Source organism: Bradyrhizobium sp. CCBAU 11386, assembly GCF_028128955.1.
Classification (GTDB): domain Bacteria; phylum Pseudomonadota; class Alphaproteobacteria; order Rhizobiales; family Xanthobacteraceae; genus Bradyrhizobium.
Genome location: NZ_LBKA01000259.1, coordinates 184022 through 205005 on the forward strand (window position 1 = coordinate 184022; position 20984 = coordinate 205005).

The 20984-nt window shown below is 65.7% G+C and carries 18 protein-coding genes; 17 read left to right on the forward strand and 1 reads right to left on the reverse strand.

Annotation, left to right across the window (positions count from 1 at the left end):
* Positions 1-2 precede the first annotated feature (2 nt).
* The 4 genes from XI09_RS41440 (at position 3) to XI09_RS41455 (ending at position 4687) form a co-directional block, all read left to right on the forward strand.
* Complete coding sequence (locus XI09_RS41440; protein ID WP_271572075.1) at positions 3-1298, forward strand: aminotransferase class III-fold pyridoxal phosphate-dependent enzyme; 1296 nt, start codon at positions 3-5, stop codon at positions 1296-1298.
* On the forward strand, positions 1295-2977 hold the full coding sequence (locus tag XI09_RS41445; RefSeq protein WP_271572076.1) for a long-chain-fatty-acid--CoA ligase: 1683 nt from the start codon (positions 1295-1297) through the stop codon (positions 2975-2977). Before XI09_RS41440 ends, XI09_RS41445 begins: the two co-directional genes overlap by 4 nt.
* A gap of 103 nt (positions 2978-3080) precedes the next feature.
* The gene (locus XI09_RS41450; protein WP_271572077.1) at positions 3081-4013 is read left to right on the forward strand and encodes an N-carbamoyl-D-amino-acid hydrolase; all 933 of its coding nucleotides are present in this window, start codon (positions 3081-3083) and stop codon (positions 4011-4013) included.
* A gap of 5 nt (positions 4014-4018) precedes the next feature.
* Entirely contained in the window at positions 4019-4687 is a 669-nt protein-coding gene (locus XI09_RS41455) for a flavin reductase family protein (RefSeq protein WP_271572078.1), read from the forward strand.
* On the opposite strand, the gene XI09_RS41460 is transcribed toward XI09_RS41455, so the two are convergent.
* The gene (locus XI09_RS41460) at positions 4684-5346 is read right to left on the reverse strand and encodes an aspartate/glutamate racemase family protein (protein WP_271572079.1); all 663 of its coding nucleotides are present in this window, start codon (positions 5344-5346) and stop codon (positions 4684-4686) included. The genes XI09_RS41455 and XI09_RS41460 overlap by 4 nt on opposite strands.
* Positions 5347-5402: 56 nt before the next feature.
* Between XI09_RS41460 and hydA the strand changes: the two genes are divergently transcribed.
* From hydA to XI09_RS41525, 13 genes are all read left to right on the forward strand, one after another.
* Positions 5403-6872, forward strand: a complete 1470-nt coding sequence (hydA, locus tag XI09_RS41465) for a dihydropyrimidinase (protein WP_271572080.1) — start codon at positions 5403-5405, stop codon at positions 6870-6872.
* Positions 6873-6888: 16 nt separating this feature from the next.
* The gene (locus XI09_RS41470) at positions 6889-7863 is read left to right on the forward strand and encodes an NAD-dependent epimerase/dehydratase family protein (RefSeq protein ID WP_271572081.1); all 975 of its coding nucleotides are present in this window, start codon (positions 6889-6891) and stop codon (positions 7861-7863) included.
* A gap of 1 nt (position 7864) precedes the next feature.
* The gene (locus XI09_RS41475) at positions 7865-8614 is read left to right on the forward strand and encodes an SDR family oxidoreductase (RefSeq protein WP_271572082.1); all 750 of its coding nucleotides are present in this window, start codon (positions 7865-7867) and stop codon (positions 8612-8614) included.
* Positions 8611-10047, forward strand: coding sequence for an NAD(P)-binding domain-containing protein (locus tag XI09_RS41480; RefSeq protein ID WP_271572083.1), 1437 nt, complete (start codon positions 8611-8613; stop codon positions 10045-10047). Before XI09_RS41475 ends, XI09_RS41480 begins: the two co-directional genes overlap by 4 nt.
* Positions 10048-10165: 118 nt before the next feature.
* Positions 10166-11785, forward strand: coding sequence for an ABC transporter substrate-binding protein (locus XI09_RS41485; protein ID WP_271572084.1), 1620 nt, complete (start codon positions 10166-10168; stop codon positions 11783-11785).
* A gap of 28 nt (positions 11786-11813) precedes the next feature.
* A complete protein-coding gene (locus tag XI09_RS41490; RefSeq protein ID WP_442869658.1) occupies positions 11814-12848 on the forward strand; it encodes an ABC transporter permease in 1035 nt (344 codons plus the stop codon).
* Positions 12845-13693, forward strand: coding sequence for an ABC transporter permease (locus XI09_RS41495; RefSeq protein WP_271572086.1), 849 nt, complete (start codon positions 12845-12847; stop codon positions 13691-13693). Before XI09_RS41490 ends, XI09_RS41495 begins: the two co-directional genes overlap by 4 nt.
* A complete protein-coding gene (nikE, locus tag XI09_RS41500) occupies positions 13690-15360 on the forward strand; it encodes a nickel ABC transporter ATP-binding protein NikE (RefSeq protein ID WP_271572087.1) in 1671 nt (556 codons plus the stop codon). The genes XI09_RS41495 and nikE overlap by 4 nt, the downstream gene beginning before the upstream one ends.
* Before the next feature lie 142 nt (positions 15361-15502).
* On the forward strand, positions 15503-17107 hold the full coding sequence (locus tag XI09_RS41505) for an ABC transporter substrate-binding protein (RefSeq protein ID WP_271572088.1): 1605 nt from the start codon (positions 15503-15505) through the stop codon (positions 17105-17107).
* Positions 17108-17124: 17 nt separating this feature from the next.
* Complete coding sequence (locus XI09_RS41510) at positions 17125-18066, forward strand: ABC transporter permease (protein ID WP_027548944.1); 942 nt, start codon at positions 17125-17127, stop codon at positions 18064-18066.
* On the forward strand, positions 18063-18986 hold the full coding sequence (locus XI09_RS41515; protein WP_271572089.1) for an ABC transporter permease: 924 nt from the start codon (positions 18063-18065) through the stop codon (positions 18984-18986). The genes XI09_RS41510 and XI09_RS41515 overlap by 4 nt, the downstream gene beginning before the upstream one ends.
* Before the next feature lie 19 nt (positions 18987-19005).
* Positions 19006-19995, forward strand: coding sequence for an ABC transporter ATP-binding protein (locus tag XI09_RS41520; protein WP_177234110.1), 990 nt, complete (start codon positions 19006-19008; stop codon positions 19993-19995).
* The gene (locus XI09_RS41525; protein ID WP_271572090.1) at positions 19992-20975 is read left to right on the forward strand and encodes an ABC transporter ATP-binding protein; all 984 of its coding nucleotides are present in this window, start codon (positions 19992-19994) and stop codon (positions 20973-20975) included. The genes XI09_RS41520 and XI09_RS41525 overlap by 4 nt, the downstream gene beginning before the upstream one ends.
* Positions 20976-20984: the final 9 nt, after the last annotated feature.

Genomic DNA, 20984 nt, shown 5'->3' on the forward strand with positions numbered 1-20984 from the left:
CGATGAGCAGATTGTTGCGAACCGGTCTGAATGCGGGCGACAGCGCGCCAATGGCCGTGGTCGGCGGCGAGGGCGTCTACTTTCACCTTGCGGACGGCCGCAAGCTCATCGACGGCAGCAACACCGGCGGCGGTCTCGGGCATCGTCATCCCGCGATGGTGGAGGCGATCCGCCGTGCAGCCGATACGCCGGTCGTGAACGAAGGATGGACCTGGGTCGGCCGTGAACAGGCCGCGGACGACCTGATGACCACTGCGTTCAGGGGTGAAGAGAATTGGGTTGGCGCGGTCCGCTTCTGCATCAGCGGCAGTGAGGCCAACGACATGGCGCTCTCGCTCTGCCAGGCGCTGACGCAGCGTTCGGCACTGGCGACGCGCGAGCGCGCCTATCACGGCATCACCGGCCTGTCGCGCAGCATGACGGTGCAGCCGCAATGGCATGGCGGGCTCGCGGTGCACTCAGGCGGCTCGCAGCTGCCGGCGCCGATGGCGCCGGTACGGATTTTGCCGGCGCCGGATGGCGCGATCTACGGCGCACCGGCCAACAATGCGCCGCCGAGCGAATATCTGGCGGATGCCACGCGCCTGCTCTCGGACACCGCGGCGACGATCATCGACTACACGCAGGGCGGTATCTATTACGACGGCGCCTATCAGGACGAGGTGGCGCGCTGCGCGCGGCAGGCCGGCTCGTACTGGATCGCGGATGAGGTCGTGACCGGCGCAGGGCGCGCGGGACGCTGGTTCGCATTTCAGGGCGCCGACAGCCGCCCCGACATCGTCACGCTCGGGAAGTCGCTCGGCGGCGGCGCGGCCGCCGTCGCTGCTGTCGTGGTGTCGAAAGATATCGTCGAGCGGCTCAAGGGCACGAGCTGGCAGAACTACGGCACGCTGCGCGGTCATCCCATCAGCATGGCCGCCGTCAGCGCCTATCTGAAGGTCGTCAGCGACGACAAGATTCTGGAGCACGTGCAGACGCTCGAGAAGCTTTTTACCCGCCGTCTGCTCGCGATCGCGCAGAAACATCCGAGCGTGCAGCGCGTGGCGGGGCAGGGGCTGCACTGGACGGTGGAGCTGCACGGCCCGGACTGGCGCACCTGGCATGCCGACACCACCGAGGTGCCGATCGCCTCGTGCGTGGCGGAGCGGGCGTTGGAGGCTGGTGCCGTGATCGGCACCAGCGGCGAGCAGACGTCGCTGTTCCTGGCGCCGCCGCTCGTCATCTCCGCGCGCGAGGCCGAGCAGCTGCTCGATGCGCTCGACCACGGCCTCGATATTGCCGACAAGGAGCACGGGTGAGCGTGGACCACGCAACGCCTCGTCGCTCGCCGTCCTGGCCGGCGGATGAACCCTGGCATCTCGCGATGCCGGAGGGGACCCTTTACGACGCGCTGGCACGCGCGGCGAAGGACCGGCCGTCGCACCCGGCGACGGTGTTCTACGGCGCGAGCCTGAGCTACGCCGAGCTGCGCGCGCGGGTCGATGCCTTGGCCGGTTTCCTGCAAGGTGCTTGCGGCGTGAAGCGCGGCGACCGCGTCATGATCGCGCTTCAGAATTCGCCGCAATATGTCATCGCCTATTATGCGGTGATGCGAGCCGACGCTGTGATCGTGCCGGTCAATCCCATGAACAAGACCGCCGAGATCGCGTATTTGGCAGCGGACAGCGGCGCAAGGGTCGCGATCATCGGCAGCGAGCTGAGCGACGTGTTTGCGCCGCTGGTGGCTAACGCCATCGCGCATGCGATCATCGCGCAGTATCGCGACGAGGTTCCGGCCGCCACGCCCTATACGCTGCCGTCCTGCGTGACCGAAGCGCCGTCGGAGGTGCCGTCGTCGCCGGGCTGGCATTCCTGGCCGTCCGCAATCGCGCAAGGCTTGCGTCCCGGTGCAATGACCGCGGGTCCGGACGATCTCATGATCCTGCCCTATACGTCGGGCACGACAGGCAAGCCCAAGGCCTGCATGCACAGCCATCGCAGCGCGCTGTTCACCGCGGCCTTGCAGGCGCGCTGGTACGGGCTCGATGGCGACGACGTGATGACCGGTTTCATGCCGATGTTCCACGTCGCGGGTATGCAGGGCTCGATGAATGCGGCGATGGTGACGGGCGCCACGCTGCTGCTGATGGCGCGATGGGACAAGGATCTGCTGCCCGATCTGTTCGAGACCTATGGCGTGACGTTCTGGAACGCGGCCCCGACCATGATCGTCGACGTCCTCGCAAGCGCCCGGTTCCGCGACCGGTGTTTTGCGAAGCTGAAGGTGCTGACCGGCGGCGGTGCCGCGATGCCGACGGCGGTGGCCGAGCGGCTGAAGGGACGGTTCGGCCTCGATTTCGTCGAAGGCTACGGCATGACCGAGACGATGTCGCCGACCCACCTCAATCCGATGGCAGCGCCGAAGCGGCAGTGCCTTGGCATCGCCGCGCACGAGACCGACGCGCGAATTGTCGATCCGGAGAGCCTGATCGAGCTCGACGACAACGTCGTCGGCGAGATTGTCGTGCACGGCCCGCAGGTGCTGCGGGGCTATTGGAACAGGCCGCAAGCCGACGCCGAGTCCTTCATCGAACTCGCCGGCAAACGGTTCCTGCGCACAGGCGATCTCGGCTATCGCGATGCCGAAGGCTATTTCTTCGCGGTGGACCGCCTCAAGCGGATGATCAATGTCAGCGGCTTCAAGGTGTGGCCGGCCGAGGTGGAGGCCGCGATGTACCAGAACCGCGCCATCCGGGAGTGCTGCATCGTCTCGGCGCCGGACGATTATCGCGGCGAGACCGTCAAGGCGCTGGTGGTGCTGGACGAGGCAGCGCGCGCGACGACGTCGGCGGACGACATCGTCGGCTGGGCGCGCGGCGTGATGGCCAGCTACAAGGCGCCGCGCGCCGTCGTCTTCGTCGAGTCCCTGCCGCGCACGGCAAGCAACAAGATTAACTGGCGGCTCTTGCAGGACGCCGAATGGGGGCGGACCGCATGAGGTGCGCCCGACTGGAAAAGCGGTGCGAGGCTGCGTTATGCTGCAGGCGCCGGACAATCGTTGAAGCTGCGGCTTCCCCCAAGAGATCACCAGGAATTCACTGATGCGCATCGTCAATGTTGCCGCCGCCCAGATGGGCCCGATCCAGAAAGCCGACAGCCGCGAGGCCGTCGTCAAGCGCATGATCGCGCTGATGGACGAAGCGAAAGCAAAAGGCGCCGATCTGATCGTCTATCCGGAGCTGGCGCTGACGACGTTCTTTCCGCGCTGGTACGTGGAGGACCGGGCCGAGTTCGACATCTGGTTTGAACGCGAGATGCCGAACGCGGCAACGAGGCCGCTGTTCGAGCGCGCGGCGCAGCGTCAGATGGCGATGAATTTCGGCTATGCGGAGCTGACGCCCGACGGCCATCACTTCAACACCGCTGTTCTCACCGACAGGTCCGGCAAGATCGTCGGCAAATATCGCAAGGTCCATCTGCCGGGCCATGTGGAATACGACACCAAGCGTTCGCACCAGCATCTGGAGAAGCGCTATTTCGAGCCGGGTGACCTCGGCTTCAAGGTCTGGCGCGAGCTGGGCGGCATCATCGGCATGGCCATCTGCAACGACCGGCGCTGGCCCGAGACCTATCGCGTGATGGGCTTGCAGGGCGTCGAGATGGTGCTGATCGGCTACAACACGCCGTCGGTGAATGCGGAGAAGAGCGAGGAGGGCGTCGAGAAGCGCCTGTTCCACAACCGCCTCTCCGTGCAGGCCGGCGCCTATCAGAATGCGACCTGGGTCGTCGCGGTCGGTAAGGCCGGCGTCGAGGATGGACACCCGCTGTTCGGCGGCAGCCTGATCGTCGATCCCAATGGCGAGATCGTCGCCGAGGCCAGGACTGAAGACGACGAGGTTCTGGTTCACGCTTGCGACCTCGATGCCACCATTTTCGGCAAGACCACGATCTTCGATTTTGCCCGGCATCGCCGCATCGAGCATTATGGCCTGATCACCAGCCAGACCGGCGCGGTGCCGCCGCCGGAGAAGTGACGCCGATGGCAGGCAAGGACTCATCGGGCATTCCCCTGCGCGAGCTCGATCCGCGTGACCGCTACAAGCTGCTCTGCGGCGTGGTGGTGCCGCGGCCGATCGCGCTGGTGACGACGTTGGACGCGAACGGGGCGGTCAATGCCGCCCCCTTCAGCTTCTTCAACGTCTTCTCCGAGAGTCCCGCGCTGATCGTGCTGGGGCTTCAGCACAAGCCGGATCACAGCCCGAAGGACACGACCCGCAACATCCATCGCGACGGCGAATTCGTGGTTCACATGGTGGACGAGGCGCTGTCGGGGGCGATGAACGACTGCGCGGTCGATTTTCCGTCTGGCGACAGCGAGGTCGCCGCGACCGGGCTTGCCACGCTGCCCTCCATCGATGTGAAGGTGCCGCACCTTGCCGCGGCACCCTTTGCGCTGGAATGCCGGCGCCATGTCGTGCTGAACTTTTCGCCCGATCGCGAACTGCTGGTCGGGGAAGTGCTCCGGGTTCATGCCCGCGAGGGCCTCGTCGATGAGGCCAACATGTATGTCGATCTCGACGCCTACCGGCCGATAGGCCGCATGTTCGGCAATCTCTACACGACGCAGCGGGATACGTTTGCGCTTGTCCGCGAGAGCCACGCGCAATGGCTCGCGCGGCAGGACGCCAAAGAGCTGAAGGACGCCTAGTGACGCGAGAACTGTACCGTACCCAGTGCCATGGTGACGGCCGCCTGGGTCGGGTCGATCACGGGAATACGAAGCGCGTCTTCGAGCGGGCGGCGGTGGCGCGCCATGCCGGCGCAGCCCATCACGATGGCGCGGGCGCCGTCCTCGTCGCGCAGCGCGCGGCCGATGTCGATCATCTTCGCCAAAGTGCCTTCGCCCGAGGCGGTTTCCGCAACGCTCATGTTGAGCGGCCGTTCGCCGGCAAGACGCTCCGTCAGTCCCATCTGCCTGAGATAGCGCATGTGGCGCGGGATCGAGCGCTGGGCGATGGCGATGACGCCAAAGGTCTCGGCGCGCGCCAGCGCCGTCAGCACGCCGCACTCGGCGATGCCGAACACCGGCCGGTCGGTGCCCTCGCGGCAGACCTGGAGCCCGGGATCGCTGTAGCAGGCGATGACGAAGGCAGCCGAGCTGTTGTCGCTTTCCACCAGCCGGCGCAGCGGCATCGCGACACTGTCGACGTCGGCCTGGCTTTCAATGCCGAATGGACCCTCCGCCAGGCTCTGGCAGATCAGTTCCGGCCCGCCCTCGAAACCGAGCGGCTTCAACGCATCCTCCAGCCCTTGCGTCACCGCGGGATTGGAGTTCGGATTGATGACGAGAATGCGCGGCCCGGACATGCTGGTCTTCCTGCGAAATGGCGATCACCTGGCTTTAGGCTATCACGGAGTGCCTCATGACTGAACCCACCTATGACCTGATCATTCGCGGCGGCCGCGTCGCCACCACGACGGATGTGTTCGAGGCCGACGTCGCCATCTCCGGCGAGACCATCGCAGCCGTCGGCCGTGGCCTTCCGGCCGCCAAGCGCGAGATCGACGCGCACGGCAAGCTGGTGCTACCGGGCGGCGTCGACAGCCACGCCCATATCGAGCAATTGTCCGCGGCTGGCATCATGAACGCCGACACGTTCGAGAGTGCGACCGTCTCCGCCGCGTTCGGCGGCACCACCACGGTGATCCCGTTCGCCGCCCAGCATGTCGGCATGAAGCTGCCGCAGGTGGTGGAGGACTATCACGCGCTGGCGAGGAAGGGCGCCGTGATCGACTACGCCTTCCACATGATCATTGCCGACGCGACCAGGGAGACGGTCGAGGAGCACATCCCGGCACTGGTGAAGCAGGGCCATGCCTCGATCAAGATCTTCATGACCTACGACCGGCTCAAGGTCGACGACGAGCCGCTGCTCGACATCCTCCTCGCCGCGCGCCAGTCCGGTGCGATGCTGTGCGCGCACGCCGAAAACCACGGCATCATCGCCTGGATGGTGAAGCGCCTGCTCGCGCGCGGCTACACGCTGCCGAAATACCACGCCGTCAGCCACGCCCGTGTGTCGGAGGCGGAAGCGTTCACCCGGCTGATCGGCATGGCGGCGCTGATCGACCAGCCGATCATGATCTTCCATGTCTCGACCGCCGAAGGCGCCAAGGTGATCCGCGACTCGCGCGGGCAGGGGCTCAAGGTCTTTGCCGAGACCTGTCCGCAATATCTGTTCCTGACGGCCGCCGATCTCGACAAGCCCGGCGCGGACGGCGCCAAATGGATGTGCAGCCCGCCGCCGCGCACGCATGCGGACCAGGAGGCGCTGTGGCAGGCGCTGTCGCTCGGCGATCTCCAGACCGTCTCGTCGGATCATGCGCCGTATCGGTTCGACGAGACCGGCAAGCTGCGCGCCGGCCCCAATCCCAACTTCAAGCAGGTCGCCAACGGTCTGCCGGGGCTAGAGCTGCGCCTGCCGCTGCTGTTCGACGCGATGGTGTCGAAGGGACGGCTGGGCCTGGAGAAATTCGTCGAGCTGACCGCGACGGCGCCGGCCAAGATCTACAATCTGCATCCGCGCAAGGGCTCGATCGCTGTTGGAGCCGATGCCGATATCGCGATCTGGGATCCCAACCGCGAGACCACGATCGCCGACGAGATGACGCACGACCTCACCGGCTACACGCCGTTTGCGGGCCGCAAGTTGAAGGGTTGGCCGGTGTCCGTGCTGTCACGCGGCCGCGTTGTCGTCGACGGCAACAAGTGCCTCGCGAGCGCCGGAAGCGGCAAGTTCCTGGCACGCAGCGGCGGCGAGGCGGCGAGGCCCACCGGCCGGCTCGTTGCGGACATGGATCCTGAGCGGAATTTTGGAGCGAAATTGCTGTGACGGTGGATCGCGCGCGATGAAGATCGTCATCTTCGGCGGCACGGGGTTTGTCGGCCTCAATGTTGCGGAGGCGCTGCTCGCGCGCGGCCATGACGTGACGCTGTACGATCGTAAGCAACTTCCGGCTGGCGCGGAGCGATCCTTTGCTGACCACCGGGAGCGGCTCAAAGTCGTTCAGGGCGAGATCACGGACATCGAGAGGATCGACGCCCTGGTAAAGCAAGGCTTTGATGCGATCGTCCTTGGCGCTGCCATAACCGCCGGGGACCAGCTCGAGCGGACCACGACCTCGAGTATCCTAGAGATCAATGTGATGGCTCAGATGCCGATCCTGAGCGCTGCGAACCGCCGTGGCGTTCGGCGCGTGATCAATCTGTCCTCGGCGTCCGCCTATGGGGCCGCGGGGCAACGCTATCCGGTACTGGACGAGGAGACGCCGTGCGATCCCGTCTCGTTCTACGCGATCAGCAAATTCACGTCAGAGAGGTCCGTGGCGCGGCTTGCCGAGTTGTGGGGAGGCGATTTTCTGAGTGTGCGTTTAAGCGCCGTGTTCGGTCCGTGGGAGCGGATCGGGAAGGTGCGCGATACGCCCAGCCTCCAGTTCCAGATCCTTGCTGCGTTCGCCCGCGGCGAACCGGCCCTTCTCCCTGCGCCAGGCATCAAGGATTGGACCTACGCGCCCGACGCTGCCGAAGCGGTGGCGGTGCTGATCGAAGCCGAGCGGCCGCGCCACCGGCTCTACAACATCTCAAGCGGCACGGCCTGGTCTGCGCTGCAATGGGGTGAGGCCTTTGCGGCCCTGCATCCCGGGCTGGAGTGCCGGCTCGCGTCTCCCGGAGAGAAGACCTTCATCAAGCTCCACGGCGGGGATCGTGCGCCGATGTCGGTCAAGCGGATGGCCGACGAGTTCGGCTGGCGCGCCCGGTTCGGCTGCGTGGAGTCGGCCGCTGCGATGAGCGCCTGGTGGATGCAGCACAAGGAAGGGATCTGACATGCGGCTGCAGGGGCGCACGGCCATCATCACCGGAGCGGGCTCGGGCATTGGCCGCGCCAGCGCAAAGCTGTTTGCGGAGGAGGGCGCGCGCCTCGCTCTGGTCGATCGCGATGCCGATGGCCTTCGGGAAACGTTGAGCTTTGTCGGCGAGGCAACGACGCATGTCGGCGACGTCGGTGATGCCAGTTTCGCCGAGAGCGTTGTCGGTGATGTCATGGCGCGGCACGGCCGGCTTAATGTGCTCATGACTGCCGCCGGCTTCTCCTGCGGCGGCACGGTGCTGACGACGAGCCCGGACGATTGGGACGCGGTGTTCCGCGCCAATGTCGGCGGCACCTGGCTGTGGGCGCGGGCCGCCGTGCCTCACATGCAGCGGCAGAAGAGCGGCTCAATCATCACCCTGGCGTCGCAGCTCGCCATTGCCGGCGGCAAGGGCAACAGCGCCTATATCGCCGCCAAGGGCGCGATCGTGAGTCTCACGCGGACGATGGCCGTGGATTTCGCCACCGACGGCATTCGCGTCAATGCGATTGCGCCTGGTGCGATCGACACGCCGATGCTTCGCCGCAGCTTTGCCCGTCACGCCAATGCGGAGGAGGTGCGCGAAGCCTCCCGCAACCGCCATGCCATGAAGCGCTTCGGCCAGGCGGAGGAAATCGCGCAGACGGCGCTGCATCTCGCCAGCGATGCGTCCTCGTTCACCACAGGCACGGTGATGGTGGTTGATGGAGGCTGGCTCGCAGCATGAGTGACACGCTGACAGAGCTCGAAGCCGATATTCGCACCGATCTCGCCATGATCGCGCATCCGGGCGCGGCGTGGCTCGACCCGAAGATCGGGCCTGATGGCAAGCCGGCGCTGGATGTTCTCGTCGTCGGCGCCGGCCAATCCGGCATCGCCATCGGCTTCGGCCTCATGCGTTCGCGCGTCAGCAACATTCTGCTGCTCGACAAGGCCGAGGAGGGGATGGAGGGCCCGTGGCTCACCTATGCCCGCATGCCGACATTGCGCAGTCCGAAGGACTACACCGGTCCCGACCTCGATATTCCGAGCCTGACCTACCAGTCCTGGCACGAAGCCCGCTTCGGCAAGGAGAGCTGGCAGGAGCTCGGCCTGATCGAACGCGGCCATTGGGCCGAGTATCTACTCTGGCTGCGGCGCACGATCGGATTGCCGGTGCGCAACGGTTGCGAGCTTCTCGATATCGCGCCGGCGTCCAATGGCCTGCTCGCCGCCCGCGTGAAGAGTGCCGGCGGCATCGAGACGCTCCATGCGCGCAAGATCGTGCTGGCGACGGGACAGGAGGGGATGGGCGACTGGATGGTCCCGGACCCGCTCCGCCATCTGCCATCAAGCTCGGTCGCGACCGTCGCCGATGACATCGATTTCGAACAGCTCCGCGGCAAGGGGGTTGCCGTGATCGGCGCCGGCGCATCCGCCTTCGACAACGCGGCGACCGCGCTCGAAGCTGGCGCTGCTGAGGTGCACCTGCTGTGCCGCCGCGCGCAGATCCAGGTGATCCAACCCTATCGCTGGCTGACCTTTCGCGGCTTCCTGCGCCATCTCAGCGATCTCGACGATGCCTGGCGCTGGCGCTTCATGCGCACCATCCTCGAAATGCGGGAAGGCTTTCCGCAGCCGACCTATGATCGCTGCGCACGTCACGCCAATTTCATATTGCATGAGGGCGCGCCGGTCGAGGCGGCCCGGGAGACGGGCAAAGGCGTCGAATTGCAGACGCCGCGCGGGGCCATCGCGGCGGATTTCGTCATCTGCGGCACCGGGATCGACATGAACTTTGCCGGGCGCGGCGAGCTCTCCACCTTCGCCGGCAACATCGCGACCTGGGCCGACCGCTATCAGCCGCCGGAGGGCGAGCGCAACGAGCGGCTCGGCCGCTTTCCCTATCTCGCCGACGATTACGCCTTCACCGAGCGTGTAGCAGGCGAGACGCCGTGGATTTCCGACATCCATCTCTTCGCCATCGCCTCCACCATGAGCTTCGGTCCGTCGGGATCGTCGATCAACGCGATGACGACCGCCGTCCCGAAGCTGGTCCACGGCCTGACGCGCGGCCTTTTCCGCGCCGATGTCGCGCGGCACTGGGCTTCGCTCAGCGCCTATGACGTGCCGCAGGCCGTGGTCACGCGGCCGGCGCGAAGAATGGGGGAAACGCGATGATCATCCATGCGCCGCCGCGACCAAGTGTCCCCACCAGCGCGCCGTGAGACTGGCGCGCAACTTGCTTGTTTCTTAACCTGCCTTGCTGGCGTTCTTGTCGAAATTCAGGGAAAAACGAATGCGTTTTGTGTCTTTCAGGCCGGCATCCTCCGTGCTCGCCACCGTCGCGCTTTTGCTCATCGCGAACGCGCCTTCGCAGGCCCAAACCAGGGCGGAAACGCTGCGCTATGTGACGGGCGCATCCGTCAACACGCTCGATCCCAACATCCCCGGCTCGACGCGCGAGTCCTTTGCGCTGAGCATGAGCACCTACGACCGGCTGGTGGCGTTTGGCCGCAAGCAGCTCAACGGCAAATGGGTGTTCGATCTCGACAAGATCACCGGCGAGCTCGCCGAATCCTACGACGTCAGTCCCGACGGACTGAAGCTCACCTTCCGCCTGCGCAAGGACGCCAAGTTCCAGGACGGCTCGCCCGTGACGGCCGAGGACGTGAAATGGTCGCTCGACCGCTGCGTCACCGCGCCGATCCTCGGCAAGGCGCAGCTGCTCACCGGCTCCTTGACGTCGGCCGACCAGTTCAAGGTGATCGATCCGCTCACCATTGAGGTGACGCTGCCGAAGCCCGACAAGCTGGCGCTGCCGAATCTGGCAACCGTCTATCCCATGATCATCAACTCGAAGGTCGCCAAGGAGCATGCGACGGCGGATGATCCCTGGGCGACCGCCTGGCTGAAGGAGCACACCGCCGGCAGCGGCGCCTATGTGGTCGAGACCTTCAAGCCGGGCGAGCAGGTCATCCTCAAGCGTGACGAGGCCTGGAATCGAGGTTCGGCCAACAAGCCCGCCTTCTTCAAGCGCGTGATCGTGCAGTCCGTGCCGGAGCCGGCGACCCGCGCCAATCTGGTCGAGCGCGGCGATGCCGACATCGTCGTCGATCTCCAGGCCAGCGACGTGCAGTCGCTCGAGGCCAAGGGCAAGCTCAAGGTGATCTCGACGCCGCAATACAATGCGATCACCTTCGTCTCGATGAACAACCAGATCCCGCCCTTCGACAACGTCAATGTCCGCCGCGCCATCGCCTTTGCGCTGCCCTATGACGACATGTTCAAGGCTGCCTTGTTCGGTCGCGGCGCGCCGCTGTTCGGCGCGATCTGGCCGGACGGCAAGCCGGCGAACGGCATCTATCCGTTCCAGGCGCCGGTGAAGACCGATCTCGACAAGGCCCGCGAATATCTCAAGGCCGCCGGCCTTCCCGAAGGTTTTGCCACCACGTTCAGCTTCAATGTCGGCCAGGCCTCGACGGCCGAACCGATGGCTTCGCTGGTGAAGGAATCGCTTGCGAGGATCGGGATCAAGGTCGACATTCAGAAGCTGCCGGATGCCCAGATGTCGACGCAGATCAACGAGAAGAAGCTGCCGTTCTTCACCGAGGGTATCGTCGCCTGGCTGCCCTCGACCGACTATTTCTACCGCAACTTCTACACCGGCAATCAGCGCTGGAATTACAGCTCCATCAACAATCCCGAGATCGCCGCGATCGCGCAGGAAGCCCGCTTCGAGCCGGACAAGGCCAAGTACGAGGAGGACGGCCGCAAGCTCAACGCCATCCATTTCAGCGAGATGCCGCAGATCCCGCTGTGGCAGCCGAACCAGGATGCGGTGATGGCATCGTCGATCGAAGGCTATACCTACGAGTTCCATCGCCAGGTGGATTATCGCGACGTCAGCCGCAAGTGAGATCGGCGAACGAGAGAGGCTCTGAAAGGTGATGGCCGGACTTGGCGCAACGATGGTGCGGGCGGGCAAGCGGCTTCTGTCGTCGCTGCCGGCGCTGTTCGGCGTGCTGGTCTTCACCTTTCTCCTGATGCGCGTCCTGCCCGGCGATCCCGCGGTGTTCTTCGCCTCCGGGCCCAATGCCGGCAAGGAGGAGATCGAGCAGATCCGCAGGCAGATGGGGCTCAACAAGCCGGTGCCGGAGCAGCTCGTGTACTATCTCTCCGACATCGGCCGCGGCAATCTCGGCCGCTCCATGATGACGGGGCAGCCGGTGCTGAAGGATTTGCGCGAGCGGCTGCCGGCCTCGCTCGAGCTCACCTTCACAGCACTGCTGATCGCGCTGATCGCAGCGGTGCCGCTCGGCGTCGTGGCGGCGCTGCGGCCGGGATCGATCGTCGATCACGGCGTGCGGCTGTTCTGCGCGCTCGGCGTCTGCGTGCCGACTTTCGTCTCGGGCCTGCTGCTGATCTATGTCTTCTATTACCTGCTCGGGCTCGCGCCTGATCCCACCGGGCGGATCGACGTCTTCACCTCGCTGCCGCCGCAGCGCACCGGCTTTCTCTCGATCGATTTCCTGCTGGCCGGCGATTTTGAGGGCTGGTGGGCGGCCTGCAAGCAGCTGGTCCTGCCGGCCGTGAGCATGGCCCTGTTCGTCATCGCGCCGCTGGCACGGATCACGCGCGCCTCGATGCTGGTGTCGCTCGGCAGCGATTTCGTGCGCACCGCGCGCTCCGTCGGGCTGTCCTGGCGCAAAGTCGTCGTCACCTACGCGCTGCGCAATGCGATCCTTCCCGTCATCACCATCGCCGGCATCGTGTTTTCGACCATGCTGGGCGCCAACGTTCTGGTGGAGAAAGTGTTCTCCTGGCCGGGCGTTGCCTCCTACGCGCTCGATGCGCTGCTGTCCTCCGACTATGCGCCGGTGCAGGGCTTCGTGCTGCTGATGGCGACCCTGTTTGTGCTGGTCAATCTGGTCGTCGACATCTGCTACGGCATCGCCGATCCCAGGGTGTCGATCGAATGACCAGCGCCACTCTCCGCCATTCGGTCTGGATCTTGCGCGGCAATCCGCTCACGGCGGTCGCGGCGGCGGGCGTTCTGCTGTTCATCCTGGTTGCGATCTTCGGCCCCTGGATCGTGCCTTACGATCCCGTGGCCTCCAATGTCTCGGAAGCGCTGCTGCCGCCGAGCGCGGCGCACATCGCCGGCACCGACCAGCTCGGGCGCGACGTGTTCAGCCGCCTCGTCATCGCGGCGCGGCTCGATCTCGCCATAGCGGTTTCGGCAGTGGGCATCTCCTTCGTGATCGGTGCCGTCGTCGGTGCGTTCTGCGGCTATGCCGGCGGCAGGCTCGACCGCGGCGTCGGCCGCTTCGTCGACGTCATGATGGCCTTTCCGCTGTTCGTGCTGGCGATGGCGATGGTCGCGGCCCTCGGCAACCGGATCGAGAACATCGTGATCGCGACTGCGATCATCAATCTTCCCTTCTACATCCGTTTCGCGCGGGCCGAGGTCAACGTCCGGCGCAATGTCGGTTGGGTGGAAGCTGCGCGCGCCTGCGGCGAGAGCCATTTCTCGGTGGTGCTGCGCTTCCTGCTGCCGAACATCCTGCCGGCGATGGCGGTGCAGATCTCGCTCAACCTCGGCTGGGCCATTCTGAATGCGGCCGGCCTGTCCTTCATCGGCCTTGGCGTCAAGCCGCCGACGCCGGAATGGGGCATCATGGTCGCGGAGGGCGCACGCTTCATCTCGACCGGACGGTGGTGGCTGGTGGCCTTTCCGGGCCTGGCACTGATGCTCGCCGTGCTCTGCTTCAATCTGCTCGGTGACGGGATGCGGGACATTCTCGATCCCCGCATGCGCACATGAGCGAAGAGCTGCTCAGGATCGACGATCTCCACGTCTCGTTCTCGACGCGGCGCGGCATGGTCGAGGCCGTGCGCGGCGTGACGCTCACGGTCAAGGCCGGCGAGATGCTCGGCCTTGTCGGCGAGAGCGGTTCTGGCAAGTCGGTCACCGGATTTGCGACAACGCGGCTGCTCGATGCGGCCGGGCGCGTCACCGGCGGCAGGATCCTGTTTCGCGGGCAGGACGTGACAAAACTCCGGGGCGATGATCTCCGTCATCTCCAGGGCGCCGCGATGTCGATGATCTTCCAGAATCCGCGGGCGGCGCTCAATCCGATCCGGGCGATCGGCCTGCAGATCGCGGACGCGATCCTCACGCACAAGCGGATCTCGAAGGACGCCGCGCGCGCCGAGGCGCTGGAGCTGCTGCGCGCCGTCCAGATCCGCGACCCCGAGACGCGGATGAACGCTTATCCGCACGAGCTCTCCGGCGGCATGTGCCAGCGCGTCATGATCGCGATCGCGATCTCCTGCAATCCCGCGCTGCTGATTGCCGACGAGCCGACCACCGGCCTCGACGTCACCACGCAGAAGGTGGTGATGGACCTGCTGGCCGACATCGCCGCTGCGCGCGGCATGGCGACGATCCTGATCACGCACGATCTCGGGCTCGCGGCGCGTTATTGCCGCCGCATCGCGGTGATGGAGCGTGGACGCATCGTCGAGGAGGCTGGTCCCAGGACGCTCTTCTCCACGCCGCAGCACGCCTACACCAGGCGCCTCGTGGCGGCATCACCGACGGCGACGTCCCGGATCGAGGATCTCGTGACGGAGGAGGAGCGGGAGCGCCACGCGACTTTTGTCAGCAAGCCCAGGCCCGAGCTCGCGCACGGGACGCCGCCACTGCTGGAGGTGCGCAAGCTTGCGAAACGTTTCGACCAGGGCTCTGCGGCGGTCGCGGACTTCTCGATGACGATGGCCGGCGGGGAGAGCGTCGGCCTCGTCGGCGAGTCCGGCTCGGGCAAGAGCACGACGTCGCGGATGATCTGCCGCCTGATCGATCCGAGCGAGGGCGACATCGTGTTCGACGGGCACTCGATCGGCCATGTGGCGTCGCGTGATTTTCACCGCTCGCCCTTGCGCAAAGACATTCAAATGGTCTTCCAGGACCCGAATGAGAGCCTCAACCCGCGCTTCACGGCCTTCGATTGCATCGCCCATCCCCTGATGCGGCTCGACGGCATGCGGGCAGGCGATGTGCTGCGCACGCGGGTCGAGGAATGCGCCGAGCGCGTGGGACTGCCGCTCGATCTCTTGCCGCGGTTTCCGCACCAGCTCTCCGGCGGCCAGAAGGCGCGGGTCGGCATTGCTCGCGCCATCGCCTGCCGGCCCCGGCTTCTGGTGCTGGACGAGCCGACCGCCGCGCTCGACGTCTCCGTGCAGGCGGTGGTGCTGCAACTGCTCGACCGCTTGCGGCGCGAGAACGACATCGCGCTGCTGTTCGTCAGCCACGATCTCAACGTGGTGCGCATGCTCTGCGATCGCACCATCGTGCTGCGCAATGGCGGCATCGTGGAGCAGGGCGAGAGCCGGGCGCTGTTCGACAATCCGAAGACCGACTACACGCGCAAGCTGGTCGAGGCGATCCCGCATATCGAGACCGGCCCGACGCTGGCGGCCGTGCTTTGAGGCCAGGATCGGCCAAAATGACGGTGAGATCCGGCTGGCGAAGGCCTGGTTACTGGCATACCATTTGCACGCCAATGGGCTTCGGTTTCACCTGCTCTTGGCCAATGATTGGCCGGCATCACGGCATTACTGGGAGGACTTCATGGATCGCAGGACCGTATTGAAGGGATTGGCTGGGGCGAGCGGCCTGGCATTGACGGGCGGCCTTTCGGCCCCGGCGATCGCCCAGGGCGCAGCGGCGCGCACCCTGCGCTTCGTGCCGCAGGCCAACCTCGCCAATTTCGACCCGATCTGGGGCACCCAATATGTCGTGCGCAACGCCGCGGCGATGGTCTGGGACACGCTTTACGGCGTCGATTCGGCGCTCCAGCCGCAACGTCAGATGGTCGAGTCCGAGGAAGTCACCGACGACGGTATGACCTGGACGTTCAAGCTCCGATCAGGGCTCAAATTCCATGACGGCGAGCCGGTGCTGAGCAAGGACGTCGTCGCGAGCCTTGCGCGCTGGTCGGCGCGCGATCCGATGGGGCTCATGATCAAGGCGCTCCAGCAGGAACTGACCGCCGTCGATGACCGCACCTTCAAGTGGGTGCTCAAGCAGCCCTTCCCGAAGCTGCTCTATGCGCTCGCCAAGAACAACTCGCCGTGCGCCTTCATCATGCCGGAGCGGATTGCGCAGACCGATCCGTTCAAGCAGATCGCCGACTATGTCGGCTCCGGGCCGATGAAGTTCGCCAAGGGCGAATGGGTGCCCGGCGCGAAAGCGGTGTTCGAGAAGTTCGCCGACTACGCGCCGCGTCAGGAAAAGTCCTCGTGGCTTGCCGGCGGCAAGCAAATGCTGGTCGACCGCATCGAGTGGGTGGTGATGCCGGATCCGGCCACCGCGGCTGCCGCGTTGCAGAATGGCGAGATCGACTGGTGGGAGAACCCGATCGCGGACCTCGTGCCGGTCCTGAAGAAGAACAAGAACATCAGCGTCGATATCGGCGATCCGCTCGGCAATGTCGGCTCGTTCCGCATGAACTTCCTGTATCCGCCCTTCAACGACGTGCGGGCGCGGCGCGCGGTGCTGATGGCGCTGAGCCAGGAAGACTACATGCGCGCGATCGTCGGCGACGACACCGCGCTCTGGAAACCGCTGCCGGGCTTCTTCACGCCGGATACGCCGCTCTACACGGAAGTGGGCGGTGAGATCCTGAAGGGCAAGCGCGATCTCGACGCGGCCAAGAAGCTGCTCGCCGAGAGCGGCTATTCCGGCCAGCCGGTGACGTGCCTGGTGGCGCAGGACCAGCCGATCACCAAGGCGATGGGCGATGTGACCGCGGACCTCCTGAAGAAGCTCGGCATGAATGTCGACTTCGTCGCGACCGACTGGGGCACGGTCGGCTCCCGCCGTGCGCAGAAGACGCCGCCGGGACAGGGCGGCTGGAACATGTTCCACACCTGGCATGCGGGCTCGGACTGCATCAACCCCGCGCCGTACACCGCCATTCGCGCCAACGGCGACAAGGCCTGGTTCGGCTGGCCCACCAGCGCCGGCACAGAAAAGGAGGTCACATCCTGGTTCGAGGCCAAGAACCTCGACGAGGAAAAGGCCACCATCAACCGCCTTAACAAGGCGGCGATGGATGACGTTGTCTATGCGCCGACCGGCTTCTTCCTGAGCTACACGGCGTGGCGCAAGAACGTCTCCGGCATCACCAAGGGGCCGTTGCCGTTCTTCTGGGGCGTATCGAAGTCCGCATGATCGTGCACTGAAGCCAGATGCTCTCCTACATCCTCCGTCGCATCGTCGCGACCTTGCCGGTGATGGCAATCGTCGCGCTGTTCGTGTTCAGCCTGCTTTACATTGCGCCGGGTGATCCGGCCGTGGTGATCGCGGGCGATCAGGCAAGCCCGGAGGATGTGGAGCGCATCCGCCAGAGCCTCGGTCTCGACCGGCCGTTCCTGATCCAGTTCGGAAGCTGGGTCTGGCGCATCCTGCACGGTGATCTCGGCACCTCGATCTTCACCAATCTGCCGGTCTCGACGATGATCGGGCAGCGTCTCGGACCGACGCTGTCGCTGATGATCGTCACGCTGCTGCTCACGATCGTGGTCGCGGTGCCGCTCGGCGTGGTGGCGGCGTGGAAGGCCGGCAGCCTGATCGACCGCGTCATCATGGGCTTTGCCGTGTTCGGCTTCTCGCTGCCCGTCTTCGTGGTCGGCTACATGCTTGCCTACATCTTCGCGCTCGAACTGGAATGGCTTCCGGTGCAGGGCTATACGCCGCTTGCCCAGGGCTTTTGGCCCTGGCTGGAGAATTTGATTCTGCCGGCGGTCGCGCTCGGCTGCGTCTACATCGCGCTGATCGCGCGCATCACCCGCGCCACCATGCTCGAAGTGCTGCAGCAGGACTATATCCGCACCGCGCGGGCCAAGGGCCTCGGGCAGGGCGGCATCCTGTTTGTTCACGCGCTGAAGAACGCGGCGGTGCCGATCGTGACCGTAATCGGGATCGGCATCGCGCTCCTGATCGGCGGCGCGGTCGTCACCGAAAGCGTGTTCGCGATCCCCGGCCTCGGCCGGCTCACCATCGACGCGATCCTGCGCCGCGACTATCCCGTCATCCAGGGCATCGTGCTGCTGTTCAGCTTCGTCTACGTCCTCGTCAATTTGATGATCGACGTCATCTATACGCTCGTTGACCCGAGGATCCGCTATTGACCGACACCACCGTCAATCCGCAATCGCTTCCGGCCGGATTCGTCCTCGCGCCGCAACTGCCGGAGATCCTTCGGCCGGTCAAGATCCGTCGCGGCTTAATCGGCTTCCTGCGCGGGCATCCGACCGTCGCCATCGGCGGCGCGCTGCTGCTGATGCTCGTCCTGATCGCGATCTTCGCACCTTATCTCGGAACGGTCGATCCGACCGCGCTCGCGCCCGCCAAGCGCACGCGTGCGCCGTCGGCGGACTACTGGTTCGGCACCGACGTGCTCGGCCGCGACATCTATTCGCGCGTGCTGGTCGGCGCGCGGGTCTCGCTCACGGTCGGCCTGTCCGTTGCGATGTTCGCGTCTGCGGTTGGCCTTGCCATCGGCATCGTCTCCGGCTTCATCCGCTGGGCCGACGGCATCCTGATGCGCTTCATGGACGGCCTGATGTCGATCCCGCCGATCCTGCTGGCGATCGCGCTGATGGCCTTGACCCGCGGCAGCGTCGGCAACGTCATTCTGGCCATCACCATCGCCGAGATTCCGCGCGTCTCGCGGCTCGTGCGCAGCGTGGTGCTGTCGCTGCGCGAGCAGCCCTATGTGGACGCGGCGGTGGCGTGTGGCACGCGCACGCCGATGATCATCCTGCGCCACATCCTGCCCAACACACTCGCGCCCATGCTGGTCCAGGCGACCTATATCTGCGCCAGTGCCATGATCACGGAGGCGATCCTGTCCTTCATCGGTGCGGGCACGCCGCCCACCATTCCGTCCTGGGGCAACATCATGGCCGAGGGCCGCGCGCTGTGGCAGGTCAAGCCCTATATCGTGTTCTTTCCGGCGGCCTTCCTGTCCGTCACCGTGCTTGCCGTGAATCTGCTCGGCGACGGCCTTCGCGATGCGCTCGATCCGCGCATGGCCAAGAGCCTCTGATGTATCGAGGCTGATCACGATGGCGTTGCTCGAAGTCGAGAACCTTCAGACCCACTTCCGGACGCCCGGCGGAATCAACCGCGCGGTCGACGGCGTGTCCTTCCATGTCAACGAGGGCGAGACGCTCGCCATCGTCGGCGAGTCCGGTTGCGGCAAGTCGGTGACCTCGATGTCGCTGATGCGGCTGATTCCGGAGCCGCCGGGTAAGATTGCCGGGGCCATCCGCTTTGCGGGCAGGGACCTCCTCAAACTGTCCGACCGCGAGATGCGCGCGATCCGCGGCAACGACATCTCGATGATCTTCCAGGAGCCGATGACGAGCCTCAATCCGGTCCTGACCGTCGGCCGCCAGATCCGCGAGACGCTGATGATCCATCAGGGCCTGGACAAGCAGGCCGCCGAAGCGCACGCGATCGAGATGCTGACGCTGGTCGGCATTCCCGAGCCGAAGCGGCGCGTGCGCGAATATCCGCACCAGCTTTCCGGCGGCATGCGGCAGCGCGTGATGATCGCGGTTGCGCTGGCCTGCAATCCAAAACTCCTGATCGCGGACGAGCCGACCACCGCGCTGGACGTGACCATCCAGGCGCAAATCCTGAAGCTGATGCTCGACCTCAAGAGCCGGGTCGGTGCGGCGATCATCCTGATCACGCACGATCTCGGCGTCGTCGCCGAGATCGCCGAACGCGTTATGGTGATGTATGCCGGCCGCAAGGTCGAGGAGGCGCCGGTCGCCGAGTTGTTTCGCTCGCCGCGCCATCCCTATACGCAAGGTTTGCTCGGCGCCGTGCCGCGGCTTGGCTCGTCGCTGACAGGCACCGCGAGACGGCTGGCCGAGATTCCCGGTCAGGTGCCGGATCTCCGCAAGCCGATCACCGGCTGCGTCTTTGCCGGACGCTGTGCGCTTGCGACCGATCTCTGCCGCCAATATGCACCCGGGCTCGAAGAGAAGGGCCCTCGCCACGTAGCGGCCTGTCACTACGCGGCCAAGGGGGCCGTCGCGGCATGAGTCCTCCTCTGCTCCAGGTCAACGACCTCAAGAAGCATTTTCCGGTCAGCAAGGGTCTGTTCGGGCGCAAGTCTGAATGGGTCTATGCGGTCGACGGCGTGTCCTTCGAGATCGCGCGCGGCGAGACGCTGTCGCTGGTCGGCGAATCCGGCTGCGGCAAATCGACCGTCGGCCGCGCCATCCTGCGGCTGTTCGACATCACTTCGGGCCAGGTCATCCTCGACGGCCAGCGCATCGACGACGCTGCGCCGAGCACGATGCGCCAGATGCGCCGGCGCGTGCAGGTCGTGTTCCAGGATCCGTTCTCCAGCCTCAATCCGCGCATGCGCGTGCGCGACATCCTCGCGGAGCCGATCCGCAATTTCGGCCTCGCCAAATCCGCGGAAGATCTCGAGGTGCGCGTCACGGCGCTGATGGACACCGTCCGTCTGCCGCGCGAGGCGCTGAACCGCCGGCCGCACGAATTCTCCGGCGGTCAGCGCCAGCGCATCGGGATCGCGCGGGCGCTCGCGGCCGAGCCCGAGCTGATCGTCTGCGACGAGGCGGTCTCCGCGCTCGACGTCTCGGTCAAGGCGCAGATCGTCAATCTGCTCCAGGACCTCCAGCAGAAATTCGGTCTGGCACTGCTGTTCATCAGCCATGACCTCGCCATCGTCGAGCACATGACCCATCGCGTTGCGGTGATGTATCTCGGCAAGATCGTCGAAGTCGCGCCGCGCCGGGAGATCTTTGCCGCGCCAAGGCATCCCTACACCAAGGCGTTGCTCTCGGCGGTCCCGCTGCCCGAGCCGGGCGCCCAGCGCAACCCGATCATCCTCGGCGGCGATGTGCCGAGCCCGATCAATCCGCCGAGCGGATGCCGCTTCCACACCCGTTGTCCGTACGTCTTCGACCGTTGTCGCACCGAAGAGCCGACGCTCCGGACGACTGGACCCGAGCAGTGGGTGGCGTGTCATTTGGATGCATTGCCGGAGGGATGAGCCCCGGGG